13 protein-coding genes are annotated in these 15,079 nt (G+C 63.0%); 3 read left to right on the forward strand and 10 right to left on the reverse strand.

The window, feature by feature from the left end; genetic code table 11:
- Positions 1–22: 22 nt before the first annotated feature.
- The 10 genes from SJQ66_RS20295 to SJQ66_RS20340 all read right to left on the reverse strand — a co-directional run bounded on the left by SJQ66_RS20295 (position 23) and on the right by SJQ66_RS20340 (position 10,339).
- Positions 23–1,573 (reverse strand): sugar ABC transporter ATP-binding protein, encoded by a 1,551-nt coding sequence (locus SJQ66_RS20295; protein ID WP_320535237.1) that lies wholly within the window; start codon positions 1,571–1,573, stop codon positions 23–25.
- Positions 1,560–2,810 carry an ROK family protein gene (locus SJQ66_RS20300; RefSeq protein WP_024902166.1) on the reverse strand — a complete coding sequence of 417 codons (1,251 nt, stop codon included), beginning with the start codon at positions 2,808–2,810 and terminating at the stop codon, positions 1,560–1,562. The genes SJQ66_RS20295 and SJQ66_RS20300 overlap by 14 nt, the downstream gene beginning before the upstream one ends.
- 196 nt (positions 2,811–3,006) lie before the next feature.
- The gene (rng, locus tag SJQ66_RS20305) at positions 3,007–4,473 is read right to left on the reverse strand and encodes a ribonuclease G (protein WP_024902167.1); all 1,467 of its coding nucleotides are present in this window, start codon (positions 4,471–4,473) and stop codon (positions 3,007–3,009) included.
- Positions 4,470–5,264: a Maf family protein gene (locus tag SJQ66_RS20310; RefSeq protein ID WP_024902168.1), complete on the reverse strand. Its 795-nt coding sequence runs from the start codon at positions 5,262–5,264 to the stop codon at positions 4,470–4,472. The genes rng and SJQ66_RS20310 overlap by 4 nt, the downstream gene beginning before the upstream one ends.
- 47 nt (positions 5,265–5,311) lie before the next feature.
- A complete protein-coding gene (gene rlmH / locus SJQ66_RS20315) occupies positions 5,312–5,782 on the reverse strand; it encodes a 23S rRNA (pseudouridine(1915)-N(3))-methyltransferase RlmH (RefSeq protein ID WP_024902169.1) in 471 nt (156 codons plus the stop codon).
- A 33-nt stretch (positions 5,783–5,815) separates the two neighbouring features.
- Entirely contained in the window at positions 5,816–6,517 is a 702-nt protein-coding gene (rsfS, locus tag SJQ66_RS20320; RefSeq protein ID WP_024902170.1) for a ribosome silencing factor, read from the reverse strand.
- 45 nt (positions 6,518–6,562) lie between these two features.
- Positions 6,563–7,255 carry a nicotinate-nucleotide adenylyltransferase gene (locus tag SJQ66_RS20325; protein WP_024902171.1) on the reverse strand — a complete coding sequence of 231 codons (693 nt, stop codon included), beginning with the start codon at positions 7,253–7,255 and terminating at the stop codon, positions 6,563–6,565.
- 7 nt (positions 7,256–7,262) lie between these two features.
- Positions 7,263–8,246, reverse strand: a complete 984-nt coding sequence (gene hemF, locus SJQ66_RS20330) for an oxygen-dependent coproporphyrinogen oxidase (RefSeq protein WP_253462870.1) — start codon at positions 8,244–8,246, stop codon at positions 7,263–7,265.
- A 13-nt stretch (positions 8,247–8,259) separates the two neighbouring features.
- Entirely contained in the window at positions 8,260–9,567 is a 1,308-nt protein-coding gene (gene purD / locus SJQ66_RS20335; RefSeq protein WP_046152884.1) for a phosphoribosylamine--glycine ligase, read from the reverse strand.
- 43 nt (positions 9,568–9,610) lie between these two features.
- Positions 9,611–10,339 (reverse strand): YebC/PmpR family DNA-binding transcriptional regulator, encoded by a 729-nt coding sequence (locus SJQ66_RS20340; RefSeq protein WP_024902174.1) that lies wholly within the window; start codon positions 10,337–10,339, stop codon positions 9,611–9,613.
- A gap of 274 nt (positions 10,340–10,613) precedes the next feature.
- Between SJQ66_RS20340 and upp the strand changes: the two genes are divergently transcribed.
- The 3 genes from upp to SJQ66_RS20355 all read left to right on the forward strand — a co-directional run bounded on the left by upp (position 10,614) and on the right by SJQ66_RS20355 (position 14,999).
- On the forward strand, positions 10,614–11,264 hold the full coding sequence (gene upp / locus SJQ66_RS20345) for a uracil phosphoribosyltransferase (RefSeq protein ID WP_024902175.1): 651 nt from the start codon (positions 10,614–10,616) through the stop codon (positions 11,262–11,264).
- Positions 11,265–11,559: 295 nt separating this feature from the next.
- On the forward strand, positions 11,560–12,228 hold the full coding sequence (locus SJQ66_RS20350) for a DUF4126 domain-containing protein (RefSeq protein WP_024902176.1): 669 nt from the start codon (positions 11,560–11,562) through the stop codon (positions 12,226–12,228).
- Between the two features lie 128 nt (positions 12,229–12,356).
- The gene (locus SJQ66_RS20355) at positions 12,357–14,999 is read left to right on the forward strand and encodes an ABC transporter permease (RefSeq protein ID WP_253556530.1); all 2,643 of its coding nucleotides are present in this window, start codon (positions 12,357–12,359) and stop codon (positions 14,997–14,999) included.
- Positions 15,000–15,079 lie beyond the last annotated feature (80 nt).

The following is a 15,079-nucleotide window of genomic DNA, read 5'->3' on the forward strand; positions in this document are numbered from 1 at the left end:
AATGACTGGTCGGTGGCGTGACTCAGTGCGTCTCCGCCGTCTCCGTTTGCGAACCGGTGGCAAGCGCGATGATCGATTCTTGCGTGATCGGCGCGCCGCTACGTCCGCCGAGTTCGCCGGCGATCCTGCCTTCGCGCATGACAAGTACGCGGTCGGCCACGCCGATGATCTCGGGCAACTCGCTTGAGATCACAATGACCCCGACCCCCGAATTCGCGAGCGCATTGATGATTCGATAGATTTCCGACTTGGCGCCGATGTCGACACCGCGTGTCGGTTCGTCGAGAATCAGCACCCGCGGTTTCGTCTCCAGCAAACGCGAGAGCAGCACCTTTTGCTGATTGCCCCCCGACAAGGCGCCGGCATTGACGTTTGCATGCGATACCCTGATCGACAACGCCGCGATCGCGTCACGGGCACGTTGCACACCGCGCGCCAAGTCGAGCACGCCAGCACGCGCGTCATTGCCCGCGACTGAAATATTGATGTTGTCCCGCACGCTCATGTCGAGAAAGAGACCTTGGTGTTTGCGATCCTCGGTCAGATAGACAAGGCCGGCATCGATGGCGTCGCGCGGTGAGTGCGCGCCCAGCGTGCGATCTCCCACCCGCACTTCGCCCGTGACGCGCGGCTCCGCGCCGAAAATCAGGCGAGCGAGTTCGGTGCGTCCGGCTCCGACGAGTCCCGCGATGCCAAGGACCTCGCCGGCATGGAGATCGAGGCTGCAACCCTTTACACGACCGCTGTCCGCGATGTCGCGCACGGATAGCAAGCAGTGTCCCGGATCGTATGGTGCATGCGCCTTCTTGTAGAAACCGGAGATGTCACGGCCAACCATCATCGACACGAGTTGATCGGCCGACAGCGATTCGCGGTCGAGGGTACCAACGTAGGTGCCGTCCCGCAGTACCGAAACGCGATCGGACAGTTCGTAGATCTCCGCCATCCGATGGCTGATATAGATAATCGCCAGCCCTTCCGCGCGTAATTGGCGTATCAGTTTGAACAGGTGCTCGGTCTCGCGCGACGACAGCGGCGTTGTCGGCTCGTCCATCACGAGGATGCGTGCTTTCGTATGCACCGCCCGCGCGATCTCGACGAGTTGCTGCTCGGCAATCGACAATGTGCCAACCACTGTCTCTGGACCGAAGCTGGCACCCAGGCGCGTCAGCACGTTCTCGCAGCCGTGCGCCATGGCGGGCCGGTCGATCATGCCCCACCGGCCGCCGCGTCGCAGTTCACGGCCCACGTAGATGTTCTCCGCGACGGTCAGGTTCGGCGCCAGGGATAGCTCCTGGTAAATCACCGCGACGCCTGCCGCGCGCGCGGCGAGCGGATCGTCGACGACGATCGCATCGCCATCGATCAGGATCTGCCCGCCGGGGTCGGCTTGATAAGCGCCCGACAGAATTTTCATCAGGGTGGACTTGCCGGCGCCATTTTCCCCCATCAATGAATGCACTTCACCGGGATAGACGGTCAGGCTCACGTCGTCGAGCGCGCGTACGGCGGGAAACGTCTTGCTGATTCCACGCATTTCGAGCAACGGGCGGCCCGGCTCAGAATGAGACATAAGCGATCTCCTGCGTTTCCACGCTTGCGCCTTTGAGAATACTGGCGCGCGGGGAGAAGTTGAAAAACATGGGAAGCGTCGCGGCACCGATCGCGCCGGCGTCCGGACCGAACGAACCACGGACGAAAGTCGGCATATCCCTGGATTCGGGCGTAATGGCGGCAAGGGCCGCATGCAGACGGGTCATTACCTTGTCGATCAGCCCTACGTCTATATCGGCATCCAGTACGACGACCGGCGAATCGAGTACCGATAGCACCGAGCGCAATACGGAGGCGAGCGCCTCGACGCAGTCGTCGATCCATTCTTCGACGGCCGGCACCTCCCGCGCGATGCAGGCCTCGAGGTCCGCCCGGTTGTCGACGGCCTCGCCTCTGTAGCGCAAATGGCGGATCAATGCACGCAAGGACGCGCGGGTTAGCAAGATATCCCAGGTCCCCTGCGGGGCCGGTGCCGACGGCAGACGGCTCGGGAGCACCGGCATCACCGCGAAATCGCCGCCATTGCCTGTACGGCCACGCAGGCAGTCGCCGTCGACTGCAATACCGCCGCCGATCACCGGTCCCAGGAATAAATAGACGAAATCATCGTGATGGCGCGCGCGCCCGTAGAACAACTCGGCGATCGCGGCTGCATTGCCGTCGTTTTCGCTGAAGACGGGCAACGCCAGCGTGCGGTCCAGCTCGGACGCGAAGTCGACCTCGCTCCATGCACGAAAAGCGTCTGCCGGCAGTTCCAGCTCGCGCAGCCAACTGCCAAGATTGAATGGCTGGGCGACACCGACACCTCTCAGGCGTTCGCGATCTTCAGCGGGCAGCATCTGCTGCATTGCCTCGATATCGCGGCCAACCATCGCAAGCACGGTCTCGGGCGGCGGGAGCAGCGTGTCATGCGATCGGCGGCCGATGACGTCGCCGGCGAAGTTGACCAGCGCGGTCTCGATCCGCATTCGATCAAGGCGTACGCCGATGCCGAACGCGCCGCGTGGATCAAGGCGGATCAACGACGCGGGCTGACCCCGCTGGCCCTCGACGCGGCGGCCGGTAAATTCGATCAGCTTCGCATCGGCAAGCGACGCGATGATGCTGCCGACCGCCGTGCCGGTCAGGTTCGCGACGCGGGCGAGATCGGCTTTCGATGCGCTGCCCGCCTGCCGCAGCGCCTTGAGCAGCAAGCGTTCGTTGTAGCGGCGCACATTGGCCGAATTGCTGCCTTGGCCGACGTACGAACTCGTCATGGCGGCGTCTCCTCCGGGTGGCACCCCTGTTTGGCACCATTAAATTAATCAAGTTGATTTATTTAAACCCGGGAGCGGCGGCCTGTCAGCCTAGGAATATCCCGAAGGTGGCGCAAGACGCGCGAGCGATTCGCCTGCCCGTTGCGGTGCGGGAGGTATTCCAGCGTTCTGTCTAGCGGCCTCGTTTCGCGAGGCGTTACATCAGCACGATATCGTATGATTCCTGATTCAAGTGCGTGCCGACACGCAGCGAGATGGGCTTCTGGATGGCGTCCTCGAGCAGCGCCAGATGGGCGGCTTCTTCGTCTAGCAGCATATCGATGACCACTTGCGATGCAAAGATCCGGAACTCTTTCGGATTGAATTGCCGTGCTTCGCGTGTGACCTCGCGCATGATTTCGTAGCACAGGGTGCGGGGTGTCTTGATCTGCCCCTTTCCCGTGCAGACAGGGCAGGTTTCGCACAAGATATGCGCCAGCGATTCGCGCGTACGCTTGCGCGTCATTTCCACCAAGCCCAGCTGCGAAAAACCGCTGACCGTCACGCGGGTACGGTCGCGAGCGAGCGAGCGATTCAGTTCGGTGAGCACCGCCGCGCGATGCTCGGGGTTTTCCATATCGATGAAATCGATGATGATGATGCCGCCCAGGTTCCGCAGCCGCAGTTGCCGCGCGATCATGTGTGTGGCTTCGAGGTTGGTCTTGAAGATCGTCTCATCGAAGTTGCGCGCGCCCACGTAGCCGCCCGTATTGACGTCGATCGTCGTCATTGCCTCGGTTTGATCGATCATCAGATAGCCGCCAGATTTCAGATCGACGCGTCGGGACAAGGCCTTCTGGATTTCCGTCTCGACGTTATACAACTCGAACAAGGGCCGTTCACCGGTGTACTGGTGCATCAACGGCGCCACCGCCGGCATGAATTCCGTTGCAAACGCTAGCAGGCGCGCGTGCGCATCGGACGCATCCACCTGAATTCTGCTGGTCTGCTCGGTGACGAAGTCGCGCAGGACCCGTTGTGACAGATCGAGGTCGTTGTACAGTACCGATGCGGGTGGCACACGCAAGGCCTGTTCAGCAATCGTCGCCCAGGTCTTCCGAAGATAGGTGACATCGCTGGCCAGCGCCTCGCTGCTGGCGTCCTCCGCCATGGTCCGGACGATATAGCCGCCTTTCTCATCGGCCGGCAGGACGGCAAGCAGACGTTTGCGCACAGCCTCCCGTTCGGCTTCGCTGCCGATCTTCTGCGAGACGCCGATATGCGGTTCCTGTGGCAGATAGACGAGATTGCGCCCGGCAATACTGATTTGCGTCGACAAGCGCGCGCCCTTCGTGCCGATCGGGTCCTTGATGACCTGCACCATCAAGGTCTGTGCCTCGAAGACGATTTTTTCGATTGGTTGTTGGTTGTGGTGACCGGGATGACCGTCGACGCGTGCTTGCCAGATGTCGGCAACATGCAGGAAGGCCGCTCGTTCCAGGCCGATATCGATAAAGGCCGATTGCATCCCCGGCAGGACACGGACGACCTTGCCAAGGAAGATGTTGCCCACGCGACCACGTGACACGCTTCGCTCGATGTGCAATTCCTGGACCGCACCTTGTTGTACCAGGGCAATCCGGGTTTCTTGCGGTGTCACATTGATAAGAATCTCTTCGTTCATTGGTTCGAATCGCGATGGGACAATGCGACATCGTAAGCCATCGGTGCCGTATCGCGCAAAAGAGATGCCGTTTCAAACAAGGGGAGCCCCATCACACCGGAATAACTGCCGTCCAGATGCGCGATAAAGGCCGCAGCTCGCCCTTGGATGCCGTACGCGCCTGCCTTGCCGAATGGTTCTCCGGAAGCGATGTAGTGAGCAATGTCGGCGTCATCGAGCGTGCGAAACGTAACCGTCGACGTCGAGAGCACGCAGCGGATGGACGGGGGCAGGGCTGCCTCGGACAGGGCCGTCGACGTGCATGTTGATGTTGATGCGAACCATGGTCCGGACGCCGTGGTCTGCGGTTGCGGTGCGGCTGGCGTCGATGACACGCGGCGTGTGGCTTGCCCGGTGGGGGCAGGGACGACGGCCACCGCCGTCATCACCTCATGACGGCGGCCTGATAAGCGCGACAATATCGCCACGGCCTCGGTGGCATCGGCAGGCTTGCCGAGGATGGCGCCATCGAGTGATACCGTGGTGTCGGCGCACAGTATGGCGGCGGACGGCCAACCGCGCCGGGCGAGCCGCTCGGCGGCGGCGCATGCCTTGGCTTGCACCACGCGCATCACATAATCGTGCGCGTGCTCGCCTGAACGTGTTGCTTCGAGCGCTTCCGCATCTTCATCGGCATCGGGGAGCAACAGGCGATATGACAGGCCGAGTTGTTCCAATAACTGACCGCGTCGAGGACTTTGTGACGCGAGATACAAAAAAGCAGAATCGGAAAGACGGGGCGTGGACGTCATGGTATGCGGCGAAGTACGCGGCCATGACGACGAACCGAAGAGCGGCGTCAGGCCCGGTGATAAGGGTGATTTTGCGTGATGGTCCAGGCGCGGTACAACTGCTCGGCCAGCAGCAAGCGCGCGACGCCGTGCGGCAGGGTCATGCTCGATACGCGCAGCAGGGTGTCCGCGCGGCTTTTCAACGTGGGGTCGAGCCCGTCGGCACCGCCGATCAGGAAGACGACATCACGACCTTCGCGTTGCCACTCGGGCAATGCACCGGCAAGTTTCATCGTCGTCCAGTCGGCCCCACGTTCATCGAGTGCGATGATCCGCGCCTGCCTGGGCAGCGACGCCTCGATCCGCTGCCGCTCGACGGCCATCACCTGCTCCGCCGGTCGATTGGCGGTACGCGGTTCCGGCTTGATTTCCCGCAACGCAATGCGCAGTTCCGGGGGCATCCGCTTCGCGTACTCCTCAAATCCGGTGGCGATCCAGTCAGGCATCTTATGGCCCACCGCGATAATCCACAGTTTCATGACGGCACGCTTTCAGACAGTACGGGACACGACTCAGGCATTGGATGCCGGTGTGGCGCGCTTGCGCGCCGGTGCTTTCTTTGCCGCCGGTACGCGCTTTGCGGCCGGGGCCTTGGCCGCGGCGGAGGCCGTGCCCGCACTTTTGCGCGCGACGGTCTTGCGTGCCGGAGTGGTTTTTTTCGCCGCCACTTTTTTTGCCGCGGTCTTGCGCGCTGCCGTCTTGCTTACCGGTAGCGGCTCGTCTTCGGTCGTTTGTGCGGCCAGTCCGGCTGGCGTTTCCGGGGCCAAGGCCGGCTTCGCCGTACGGGAACGTGTGACGGCCGGCGCCGGCGTATCGTCGTCGTCCGCTGCATCGGTGCTTGCCTTGCGGCGGCTCGTTGCCTGCTTGGCGGAGGCGGTCGTGACGCGCACTGCCTTGCCGCCCCACAGTTCTTCCAGGTTGTAGTACTGACGCAGTGCCGGTTGCAGAATGTGGACGATGGCATCGCCGCAGTCGACCAGTACCCACTCACCGGTGTCACCGCCTTCGACGCTGACGACCTTGCCGCCGTTTTCTCGCACCTTGTCCGCGACGCTGGACGCGAGCGCCCGTGTCTGGCGGTTCGACGTGCCGGAAGCGATGATCACGCGATCGAACAGTGACGTCAGGTGCGTGGTGTCGAACACCTTGATGTCCTGACCCTTGACGTCTTCCAGACCGTCGACGATCGCCAGTTGCAATGTTTTGATATCCATGAGGTCTCTGTAATGCAAGCAGTGCGCCACGCCGGGCGCTGCTGCTTAATCCTTGTATAAATGATGGTCGCGAACGTAGTGCCAGACCGTATCGGGCACATGTTCGCAGGCTTTTGCGCCATCGGCCAGTCCGCGATGGGCCGAATCGCGAATTTCGGTCGCCGATATGGGCATATCCAACGCCTGGTCGATGAAAATGCCGCCGCACGGACGCTGTTGGATTGCATCGGCATCGCATTGTCGATGCGCCAACTGGGCCGCTACGGCGGGCGACACCGCTGTCAGATCGAAGCCGGGCCGTGCCTCGACGCAGACATGCGCATAGTCGAACAAGTGCAGCCAGTCATGCCAGCGATCCAATCCGACCAATTGATCGGCTCCGATCAGTAGTGACAATGAGGCCTCGTCGCCAATTCGCGGCCGCCATGCGCGCAGTGTTTCCACTGTGTACGTATTGCCCTGGCGATCGACCTCGTCGGTGCCGACGCTGACGTGCGTTGACAACCGAGACTGTTCTGCAAGCCGCCGCGCCAGTTCCGTCGCCGCCAGTCGTGTCATCGCGAGACGGTGGGCAGGCGCGGACACACCAGATTTCTGCCACGGTTGACCCGCGGGCAGCAGGACCAGCTCGTCCAGGGCGAGCAGGCGCGAAAACCGGCTGCCCAAGGCCATATGGCCCTCATGAATCGGATCGAAGGTGCCGCCCAGGATCGCGATGCGCTTTGGTCGCTCGCTCATCGAATGCTCAATTCCTTGGCGTGGCCGGTTCGTCCAGCCAATCGCGCGCGACCAGGAAATCACGCGTCAGGCGCGCCTCGGGCGAGCCTGTTTCGGGCGTCCAGTTATAGCGCCATTGCACGCGCGGTGGCATCGACATGAGGATCGATTCGGTCCGGCCGCCACTCTGCAGGCCGAACAGCGTGCCTCGATCGAATACCAGATTGAATTCGACGTATCGACCACGCCGGTAGGCCTGGAAATCACGTTCGCGCTCGCCATACGGGATATCGGCGCGACGTGCGAGTATGGGTTGGTAGGCCGGCAGGAATGCATCGCCCACGCTGCGCATCAAGGCAAAGCCATTGTCGAAACCGAGTTCGGTCAGGTCGTCATAGAAAATGCCACCTACGCCACGGGGTTCGTTGCGATGTTTCAAAAAGAAGTACGCGTCGCACCACTGCTTGAAACGCGGATAGAGATCCGCGCCAAACGGAGTCACGGCGTCATGGCAGGCTTGGTGAAAATGCCGCGCGTCTTCTTCGAATCCGTAATACGGCGTGAGGTCCATTCCGCCGCCGAACCAGCAGGCCGCAGGGGCCGCGTCCGCGGCCGCACCCGGATGTCGCGCGATAAAGCATCGGACATTCAGGTGTACGGTCGGGCAGTACGGATTGCGCGGATGCATGACCAGCGACACGCCCAGCGCTTCAAAGCCGCAACCGGTCAGTTCCGGGCGATTCGCCGTGGCGCTGGGTGGCAACGATGTGCCGCGGACGTGCGAAAACCCAACGCCACCGCGCTCGAACACCGCGCCGTCTTCGATGATCCGGGTACAGCCGTCGCCTTGCAGCCGTTCGCCCGGCGCACGGGTCCATGCGTCCCGTGCGAACGGCCGGTCGTCCAACGCGCCCAGCGTGTCGGCGATACGTGTCTGAAGGTCGAGCAGATAGGCGCGTACCGCGTCGGTGCGCCAACCGGCAGTGGACTGATCGATGGAAACGTTTGCCAAGTAAAAGGCCTGCTCAGGACGTTTGTTTTCGGTTCAGCGCACGGTAACCGATGTCGCGGCGGTATTGCATGCCGTCGAACGAGATCTGATTGATCACGTCGTAGACTTCGGATTGCGCGCCGCGCACGGAGTCGGACAGACCGACGACGCATAGCACGCGGCCACCGGTGGTCACCAGCTTGCCGTTTTCCAGTGCCGTGGCGGCATGGAACGTGACGGTGCTGTCGGTTTCGCCGGGAATGCCGGCAATCAAGTCCCCCTTTTGTGGCGTTTCCGGATAATGGCGCGCGGCCAGAACCACGCCCAGGGCTGTGCGCCGATCCCACTCGATCTCGGCCATATTCAATTGGCCTGCGATGGCCAGCTCGAACACCTTCGCCAGATCGCCCTTGACGCGGGCCATGATCGGTTGCGTTTCCGGATCGCCCATGCGGCAATTGAATTCGAGCGTTTTCGGCGTGCCCTGCGCGTCGATCATCAGGCCCGCATACAGGAAGCCGGTGTAGCGCATGCCGTCCGCTTCCATGCCCCGGACCGTCGGCAGAATGATTTCTCGCATCACGCGCGCATGCAATTGGGGCGTGACGACTGGCGCGGGGGAGTAGGCGCCCATGCCGCCGGTGTTCGGGCCCTGGTCGGCATCGAGCAGCCGTTTGTGATCCTGGCTGGTCGCCAGTGCCAGCACGTGTTTACCGTCCACCATGACAATGAAACTGGCTTCCTCGCCAGCGAGGAACGCCTCGATGACGACGCGCGCACCGGCGCTACCGAGCTTGTTGTCGGCAAGCATCATATCCACCGCGTCGTGCGCTTCCTGCGTGGTCTGCGCCACCACGACGCCCTTGCCGGCCGCGAGCCCGTCAGCCTTGATCACGATCGGCGCGCCCTTGCTGTCGATGTAGGCATGGGCGGCGGTCGCGTCGGTAAAGGTCTCGTAGTCGGCGGTCGGGATCGCGTGGCGCTTCATGAAGGCTTTTGCGAAATCTTTCGAGCTTTCGAGCTGAGCTGCCTCCTTCGTCGGCCCGAAGACCTTCAGGCCACGGGCACGGAACACGTTGACGATACCGGCTGCCAACGGCGCCTCGGGTCCCACCACCGTGAACGCGATCTGCTCGCGTTCGGCGAAATCCGCCAATGCGTTCAGCGCAGCCGGCGTGTAGCCGTCCTTCAGTTCCGGCAGGTCGACGTTGCGCAGGCGGTCGTCCAGCGCGGTGCCGCCGTTACCCGGAGCAACATGGACCATCTGCACGCGCGGCGACTGGGCGAGCCGCCATGCCAGCGCGTGTTCGCGGCCACCGGAGCCGACTACCAATACATTCATGCTATTTCCCCGAATCGCAATTGCCATGGGTGTCGAGGGCGTTTCACGCTTCCTCGATCACCGCGTTCGTATATACATTCTGGACGTCGTCCAGATCCTCTATCACGTCGAGCAGTTTCTGCATCCGTGCGCCTTCGTCGCCCGTGAGCACGATGTCGTTGCCGGCTTTCATCGTGACTTCCGCCAGTTCCGCCTTGAATCCGGCGGCCTCCAGGCTTTGCTTGACGTCCGAGAACACGTCGGGATTGCACAGCACCTCGATGCTGCCGTCATCGTTTGTCGTGACGTCATCGGCGCCAGCTTCCAGTGCCGCTTCCATCAGCGCATCCTCGGACGTGTCCGGGGCGAAGAGGAACTGACCTACCGACGTGAACAGGAATGCCACCGAGCCTTCCACACCCATATTGCCGCCGTACTTCGAAAACGCGTGCCGTACTTCGGCCACGGTCCGCGTGCGATTGTCGGTCATCGTGTCCACGATAACCGCGGCGCCGCCGATGCCATAGCCTTCGTAGCGGATTTCCTCATAGTTGGCGCCCTCGGCGCCACCGACACCACGATCGATCGCGCGCTTGATGTTGTCCTTCGGCATATTCGCATCGGTGGCCTTGTCCATGGCCAGTCGCAGACGCGGATTGCTGTCCGGATCGCCGCCGCCCATCCGGGCCGCAACCTGGATTTCCTTGATCAGACGCGTCCAGACCTTGCCTCGCTTCGCATCGGCCGCGGCCTTCTTATGCTTGATATTGGCCCATTTCGAATGTCCCGCCATGTCCGGAAGTTCCTCGTTCGTTTCCTGATTCGTTAGCCGCATCCGGTCGACGGGATGCGGCAAAGACCGCTATTTTACCGGTGGTTGCGCGCTGGCGGGGCGGTTTAGCGCGACGGACGTGGCACTGAGAGGGTGAAAGGGCGATCCGGTGGGTGGGTGGGGCGCATTTGAACGGGTCTTGCAGGCGTCGCTACCGTATACTGCGACTCGTCGCCGCGCGCCGCCGACCCGGTCATGGCGCGCGTTCCATCCGACCGATCCGAGATTTTCGCCAATGACGACCGATCCGCGCTTTCCCGCGCTGCGCATCCTGAATCATCCGTTGATTCAGCACAAATTGTCGCATATGCGCGACCGCCACACGTCGACCCGGACCTTTCGCGAATTACTGCGGGAGATCACGTTGCTGATGGGCTATGAAATCACCCGCAATCTAGAATTGACCACCCGGGAGATCGAGACGCCGCTGACCCGAATGGATGCGCCGGTCATCGCCGGGCGCAAGCTGGCCATCGTGCCGGTACTGCGCGCCGGGGTCGGCATGTCGGACGGTCTGCTCGAATTGGTGCCCTCGGCGCGGGTCGGGCATATCGGCGTGTATCGCGATGAAAATCAGCGACCCGTCGAATATATGGTCAAGCTGCCCGATGTCGAGGACCGCACCTTCATCCTTTGCGACCCGATGGTCGCCACCGGATACTCCGCGGCGTACGCGGTGGATGTACTGAAAAAGCGCGGTGTGCCGGCATCGCGTATTTTGTTTCTGGCATTGGTGGCGGCGCCGGAAGGTGTGGCGGTTTTCGCGCGGCAACATCCGGACGTCCACCTTTTCGTGGCGTCGTTGGACGAGAAACTCGATGACCACGCCTACATCGTGCCGGGCCTGGGCGATGCGGGTGACCGGCTATTTGGCACAAAGAACTGAATCCTGCGCCTCAACCAATATGGTCGCGTATTGGAGGGCCGGCGACCCTGCGATGGAACCGGTCCATGTACCGGCCAGCGCATCGTTGCCCGCGCTCTGGCGCCTTGGCGTATTGTCTGGCCGGATGGCTGGACGATGCGGATGTCTGATTCGTGACACGAATACGATCGGCTCATGATAAAACCGTCAGGGTTCTCCCGCGCCGATTTCGATGCGGGGCTATAATGAAATCGACAGGTCGGCGCCCTTGGCATCTTCTTCGATGCGGGACGTCGCGACCGACATGGAGAACGCGATGATCCTGGCTTACGCGCTGGCGGCGGCCCTGGCATGGTCCAGCGGCTTACGGCTGTATTTGGCCGTCTTTCTGGCGGGCCTCGCGGGCAGGAGCGGCTTGGTCGTATTGCCAGGCGCGCTGCATGTGCTCAGCTCTCCCTGGATCATTGGCGCGGCCGTGGTGCTGGCTACCGCGGAGTTTGCGGCTGACAAGATCTCGCCACTCGACTCCCTCTGGGACGCGCTGCATACCTTTATTCGGATTCCCGCCGGCGCCGTGATGGCCTGTGCCGCATTCGGGCATGCGGAGGAAAGCTCGACGCTGATCGCGGCCGGCGCGCTCGGCGCATCGCTGGCCGGCGCGTCGCATCTGACCAAGGCCGGGGTTCGCGCGCTGATCAATCTCGCGCCGGTGCCGGTGACCAATGGCATGGCCTCGTGGTTCGAGGAATGCATCGTGGTAGGGGGACTGACGCTGGCGCTGTTGGCGCCGGGTGTGTTCCTGGCATTACTCTTTGCGTTCCTTATCGTCTCGGCGTGGGTACTGCCGCGGTTATGGCGGGGTGTACACCACGGCTATCACGCGATGTCGACCCGAATGGTCCCGGCGCGGATCCGCACCGATCGCGGCTATCGCTCGCCGCCGACCGGTGAGCGCGATACGGCACGTCGCCGTTCCGGCGACTGATGCCGGACCCCGTGTCTGGCGCCGATCCCCGGCAATCGCGACCGTCCTCCGGTCGTTCTCCTTCTCCTGAATCCGCGACGTGGCCGCTATCCAAGGTAGCGGATGCGTCTTCTCATGACCCGGTCCGAATGCGTCGCCGCACCCGCGTTGGGTGGCGTTTTCTTTTCAGGATGGCGCTGACGCTGTCATTCCGGGATGCGCGCGCCGGCGAGTTGACCACGCTGTGGGTCGCCGTGGTACTCGCGGTCGCCGCCTTGACCAGCGTGGCCTTTGTCGCAGACCGCATGCACGCCGGACTCGACCGCGAGGCGCGTCAGATGCTGGGCGGCGACCTGCGTCTCCGCGCAGATCATCCGATCGATCCTGCGCTGCTCGCCGAGGCACGGGTGCGCGACTTGCGAATCGCGTCGACGGCCGAATTTCCGAGCATGGCGACAGGCGACGCCGCCCCATCCACCCATGCCGCGCCACCGCCCGCACGCCTGGTCGCGGTCAAGGCGGTATCGGCGAACTACCCGTTGCGCGGCACGGTCTTGTTGGCACCGCAGCCGAATTCCCCGACGCGTGAAGACTATGCTGCCACGGGCGGGCCGGCACCCGGTACGGCTTGGGTTGACGCGCCCTTGCTTGATGCCTTGGACCTGAAAGTAGGGGGCAATCTGCAACTGGGGGGCCGCATATTGCGGATCGCCGCGGTGATTGTCCGGGAGCCTGATCGGGGTTTCTCTTTCATTAATTTCTCGCCTCGCGTAATGCTTGCCGACACCGATCTGGCCAGCACCGGGTTGATCGGCCGTGGCAGCCGTGTGACTTACCGCACACTGCTGGCTGGCCCGGATACGGCGAGTGCCGATGCGTTCGGTGCATGGGCGCGAACGACGATTGCTCAGCGCGGGATTCGCGGCACCCAGGTTGAGACCCTGCAGGCCGGGCAACCGCAGTTACGCCAGACACTGGATCGCGCGGATCATTTCCTGCGGCTGGTGGCATTGTTGACATCGTTGCTCTGTGCGGTTGCCATCGCTTTAGGCGCACAGCGCTTCGCGCGACGCCATATCGATGGTTGCGCCGTGCTGCGTTGTCTCGGAGCAAGCGAGGGACTGCTACGCGGCGTCTTTCTCATAGAGCTGGCCGGGCTGGCGGTGGCGGCATCTGTCGTGGGTGGTTTGCTCGGACTGGCCGGTCATGCCATGTTGTTGCATTGGCTTGGCGGTTTGATTCGCGTTGATCTGCCCTGGCCGTCGATGTGGCCCCTGTTGCAAGGGTTGGCCGCGGCGCTCGTGCTATTGCTCGGATTCGGGCTGCCCGCCTTGTATCCGTTGACGCGAGTGCCGCCGGCGCGGGTGCTGCGGCGCGATGGCACCGGCGTGGCGGCCGCGCTGACGCAAGAGGACGAGGCGCGCCAGGAGCAGTCGGCGTGGCGTCAGGCCTGGGGACATGTCTATTCGCTGCGAGGCTATGCCATCGGTCTGCTGTTATATGCCGGCTTGCTGGTGTGGGCGGCCGGAGCGCTGCGCCTGGGCGTGATCGTGTCAGCCGGATTCCTGATCGGCGTGGGTGGTTTTGCTTTATGCGGACGCGGGCTGCTTCGCGTGCTGGCATGGTGGGGGCGCAAGCCCGGTGCCCCCGGCTTCGGTTGGCGGTATGCGGTGGCATCGCTGGAACGCCGCAGCGGCGCCAGTACGTTGCAGATTACCGCATTGGGGGTAGCGCTGATGTGCCTGTTGCTATTGTCGATGACGCGCAGCGACCTGATAGCTGGCTGGCGTCAATCAACCCCGGCCGATGCACCAAATCGCTTCGTCATCGATATCCAGCCCGACCAGGCCGACGAGGTCGCGCGCCGCCTCGCCGCGGCCGGCATCAGCGCGGCACCGCCGGCGCCGATGATCCGCGGGCGCCTGACCGCGCGCGATGGCAAGCCCGTATCTCCGGATCAATTCAAGGACGCGCGAGTCAAACGTCTGGTCGATCGGGAGTTCAATCTGTCTTATCGGATGACATTGCCGGACGACAATCGCGTGGAGCAAGGACAGTGGTATGGTCCGGCAGGCACGCCCAAGCCGCAGATCTCGATCGAATCGGGATTGGCACGCGACCTCGGTATTCGTCTTAACGACCTGTTGACGTTCGACGTGGCCGGACAGCAGATTACCGCGCCCGTCACCAGTATTCGGCGTCTGGACTGGGGCACGATGCAGGTCAATTTCTTTGTGCTGATGCCGCCGGACGCGTTGCGCGGTTTTCCGGCCACGTTCATCACCAGCTTTCATCTGCGCGCGGATCAGCAGCGCGCGCTGGATGACATGGTACGGGCCATGCCAAGTTTGACGATTATCGATACGGCTGCGTTACTTGGGCAGGTGCAGCGCATGCTGGATCAGGTCATCGCGGCGGTCCAGTTCCTGTTTCTGTTCACGCTCGCGGCCGGTGCGGTGGTGCTGTATGCGGCCCTGGCCGGGACCAGGGACGAGCGGGCCCACGAGTCGGCATTGTTGCGAGCGCTTGGTGCATCGCGACGTCAGGTGCAGGCCGTGCAATGGACGGAGTTTGTCGTGGTGGGCGCGCTGGCCGGGCTGATGGCGGCCATCGGTGCCGAGGCGGTGGGGTGGACATTGGCGGTGCGAGTGTTCTCGTTCGCTTTTACCGTCAATCCTTTGATTCTGCTGACCGGTGTCGCAGCCGGATTGGTCTGCGCCGTGGCCGGTGGTTGGTGGAGCCTGCGTAGCGTTTTGCGTCGCCCGGTGCTGGTGACGCTGAGAGAAGGATAAGTCTCGGGTCGACGGTGAAACGGATGCACGGCCCGCCCCGGTCGTCGTCAGCGTCGGGCACGGTCCCGTCCAGCCTCGAT

The organism is Robbsia andropogonis (assembly GCF_034047095.1).
Lineage (GTDB): Bacteria > Pseudomonadota > Gammaproteobacteria > Burkholderiales > Burkholderiaceae > Robbsia > Robbsia andropogonis.

Coding starts and splice junctions, on each gene's coding strand:
- SJQ66_RS20295 (WP_320535237.1), bottom strand. CDS start 1,573: ATGTCTCATTCTGAGCCGGGCCGCCCGTTGCTCGAAATGCGTGGAATC.
- SJQ66_RS20300 (WP_024902166.1), bottom strand. CDS start 2,810: ATGACGAGTTCGTACGTCGGCCAAGGCAGCAATTCGGCCAATGTGCGC.
- rng (WP_024902167.1), bottom strand. CDS start 4,473: ATGAACGAAGAGATTCTTATCAATGTGACACCGCAAGAAACCCGGATT.
- SJQ66_RS20310 (WP_024902168.1), bottom strand. CDS start 5,264: ATGACGTCCACGCCCCGTCTTTCCGATTCTGCTTTTTTGTATCTCGCG.
- rlmH (WP_024902169.1), bottom strand. CDS start 5,782: ATGAAACTGTGGATTATCGCGGTGGGCCATAAGATGCCTGACTGGATC.
- rsfS (WP_024902170.1), bottom strand. CDS start 6,517: ATGGATATCAAAACATTGCAACTGGCGATCGTCGACGGTCTGGAAGAC.
- SJQ66_RS20325 (WP_024902171.1), bottom strand. CDS start 7,255: ATGAGCGAGCGACCAAAGCGCATCGCGATCCTGGGCGGCACCTTCGAT.
- purD (WP_046152884.1), bottom strand. CDS start 9,567: ATGAATGTATTGGTAGTCGGCTCCGGTGGCCGCGAACACGCGCTGGCA.
- SJQ66_RS20340 (WP_024902174.1), bottom strand. CDS start 10,339: ATGGCGGGACATTCGAAATGGGCCAATATCAAGCATAAGAAGGCCGCG.
- upp (WP_024902175.1), top strand. CDS start 10,614: ATGACGACCGATCCGCGCTTTCCCGCGCTGCGCATCCTGAATCATCCG.
- SJQ66_RS20350 (WP_024902176.1), top strand. CDS start 11,560: ATGATCCTGGCTTACGCGCTGGCGGCGGCCCTGGCATGGTCCAGCGGC.
- SJQ66_RS20355 (WP_253556530.1), top strand. CDS start 12,357: ATGCGTCGCCGCACCCGCGTTGGGTGGCGTTTTCTTTTCAGGATGGCG.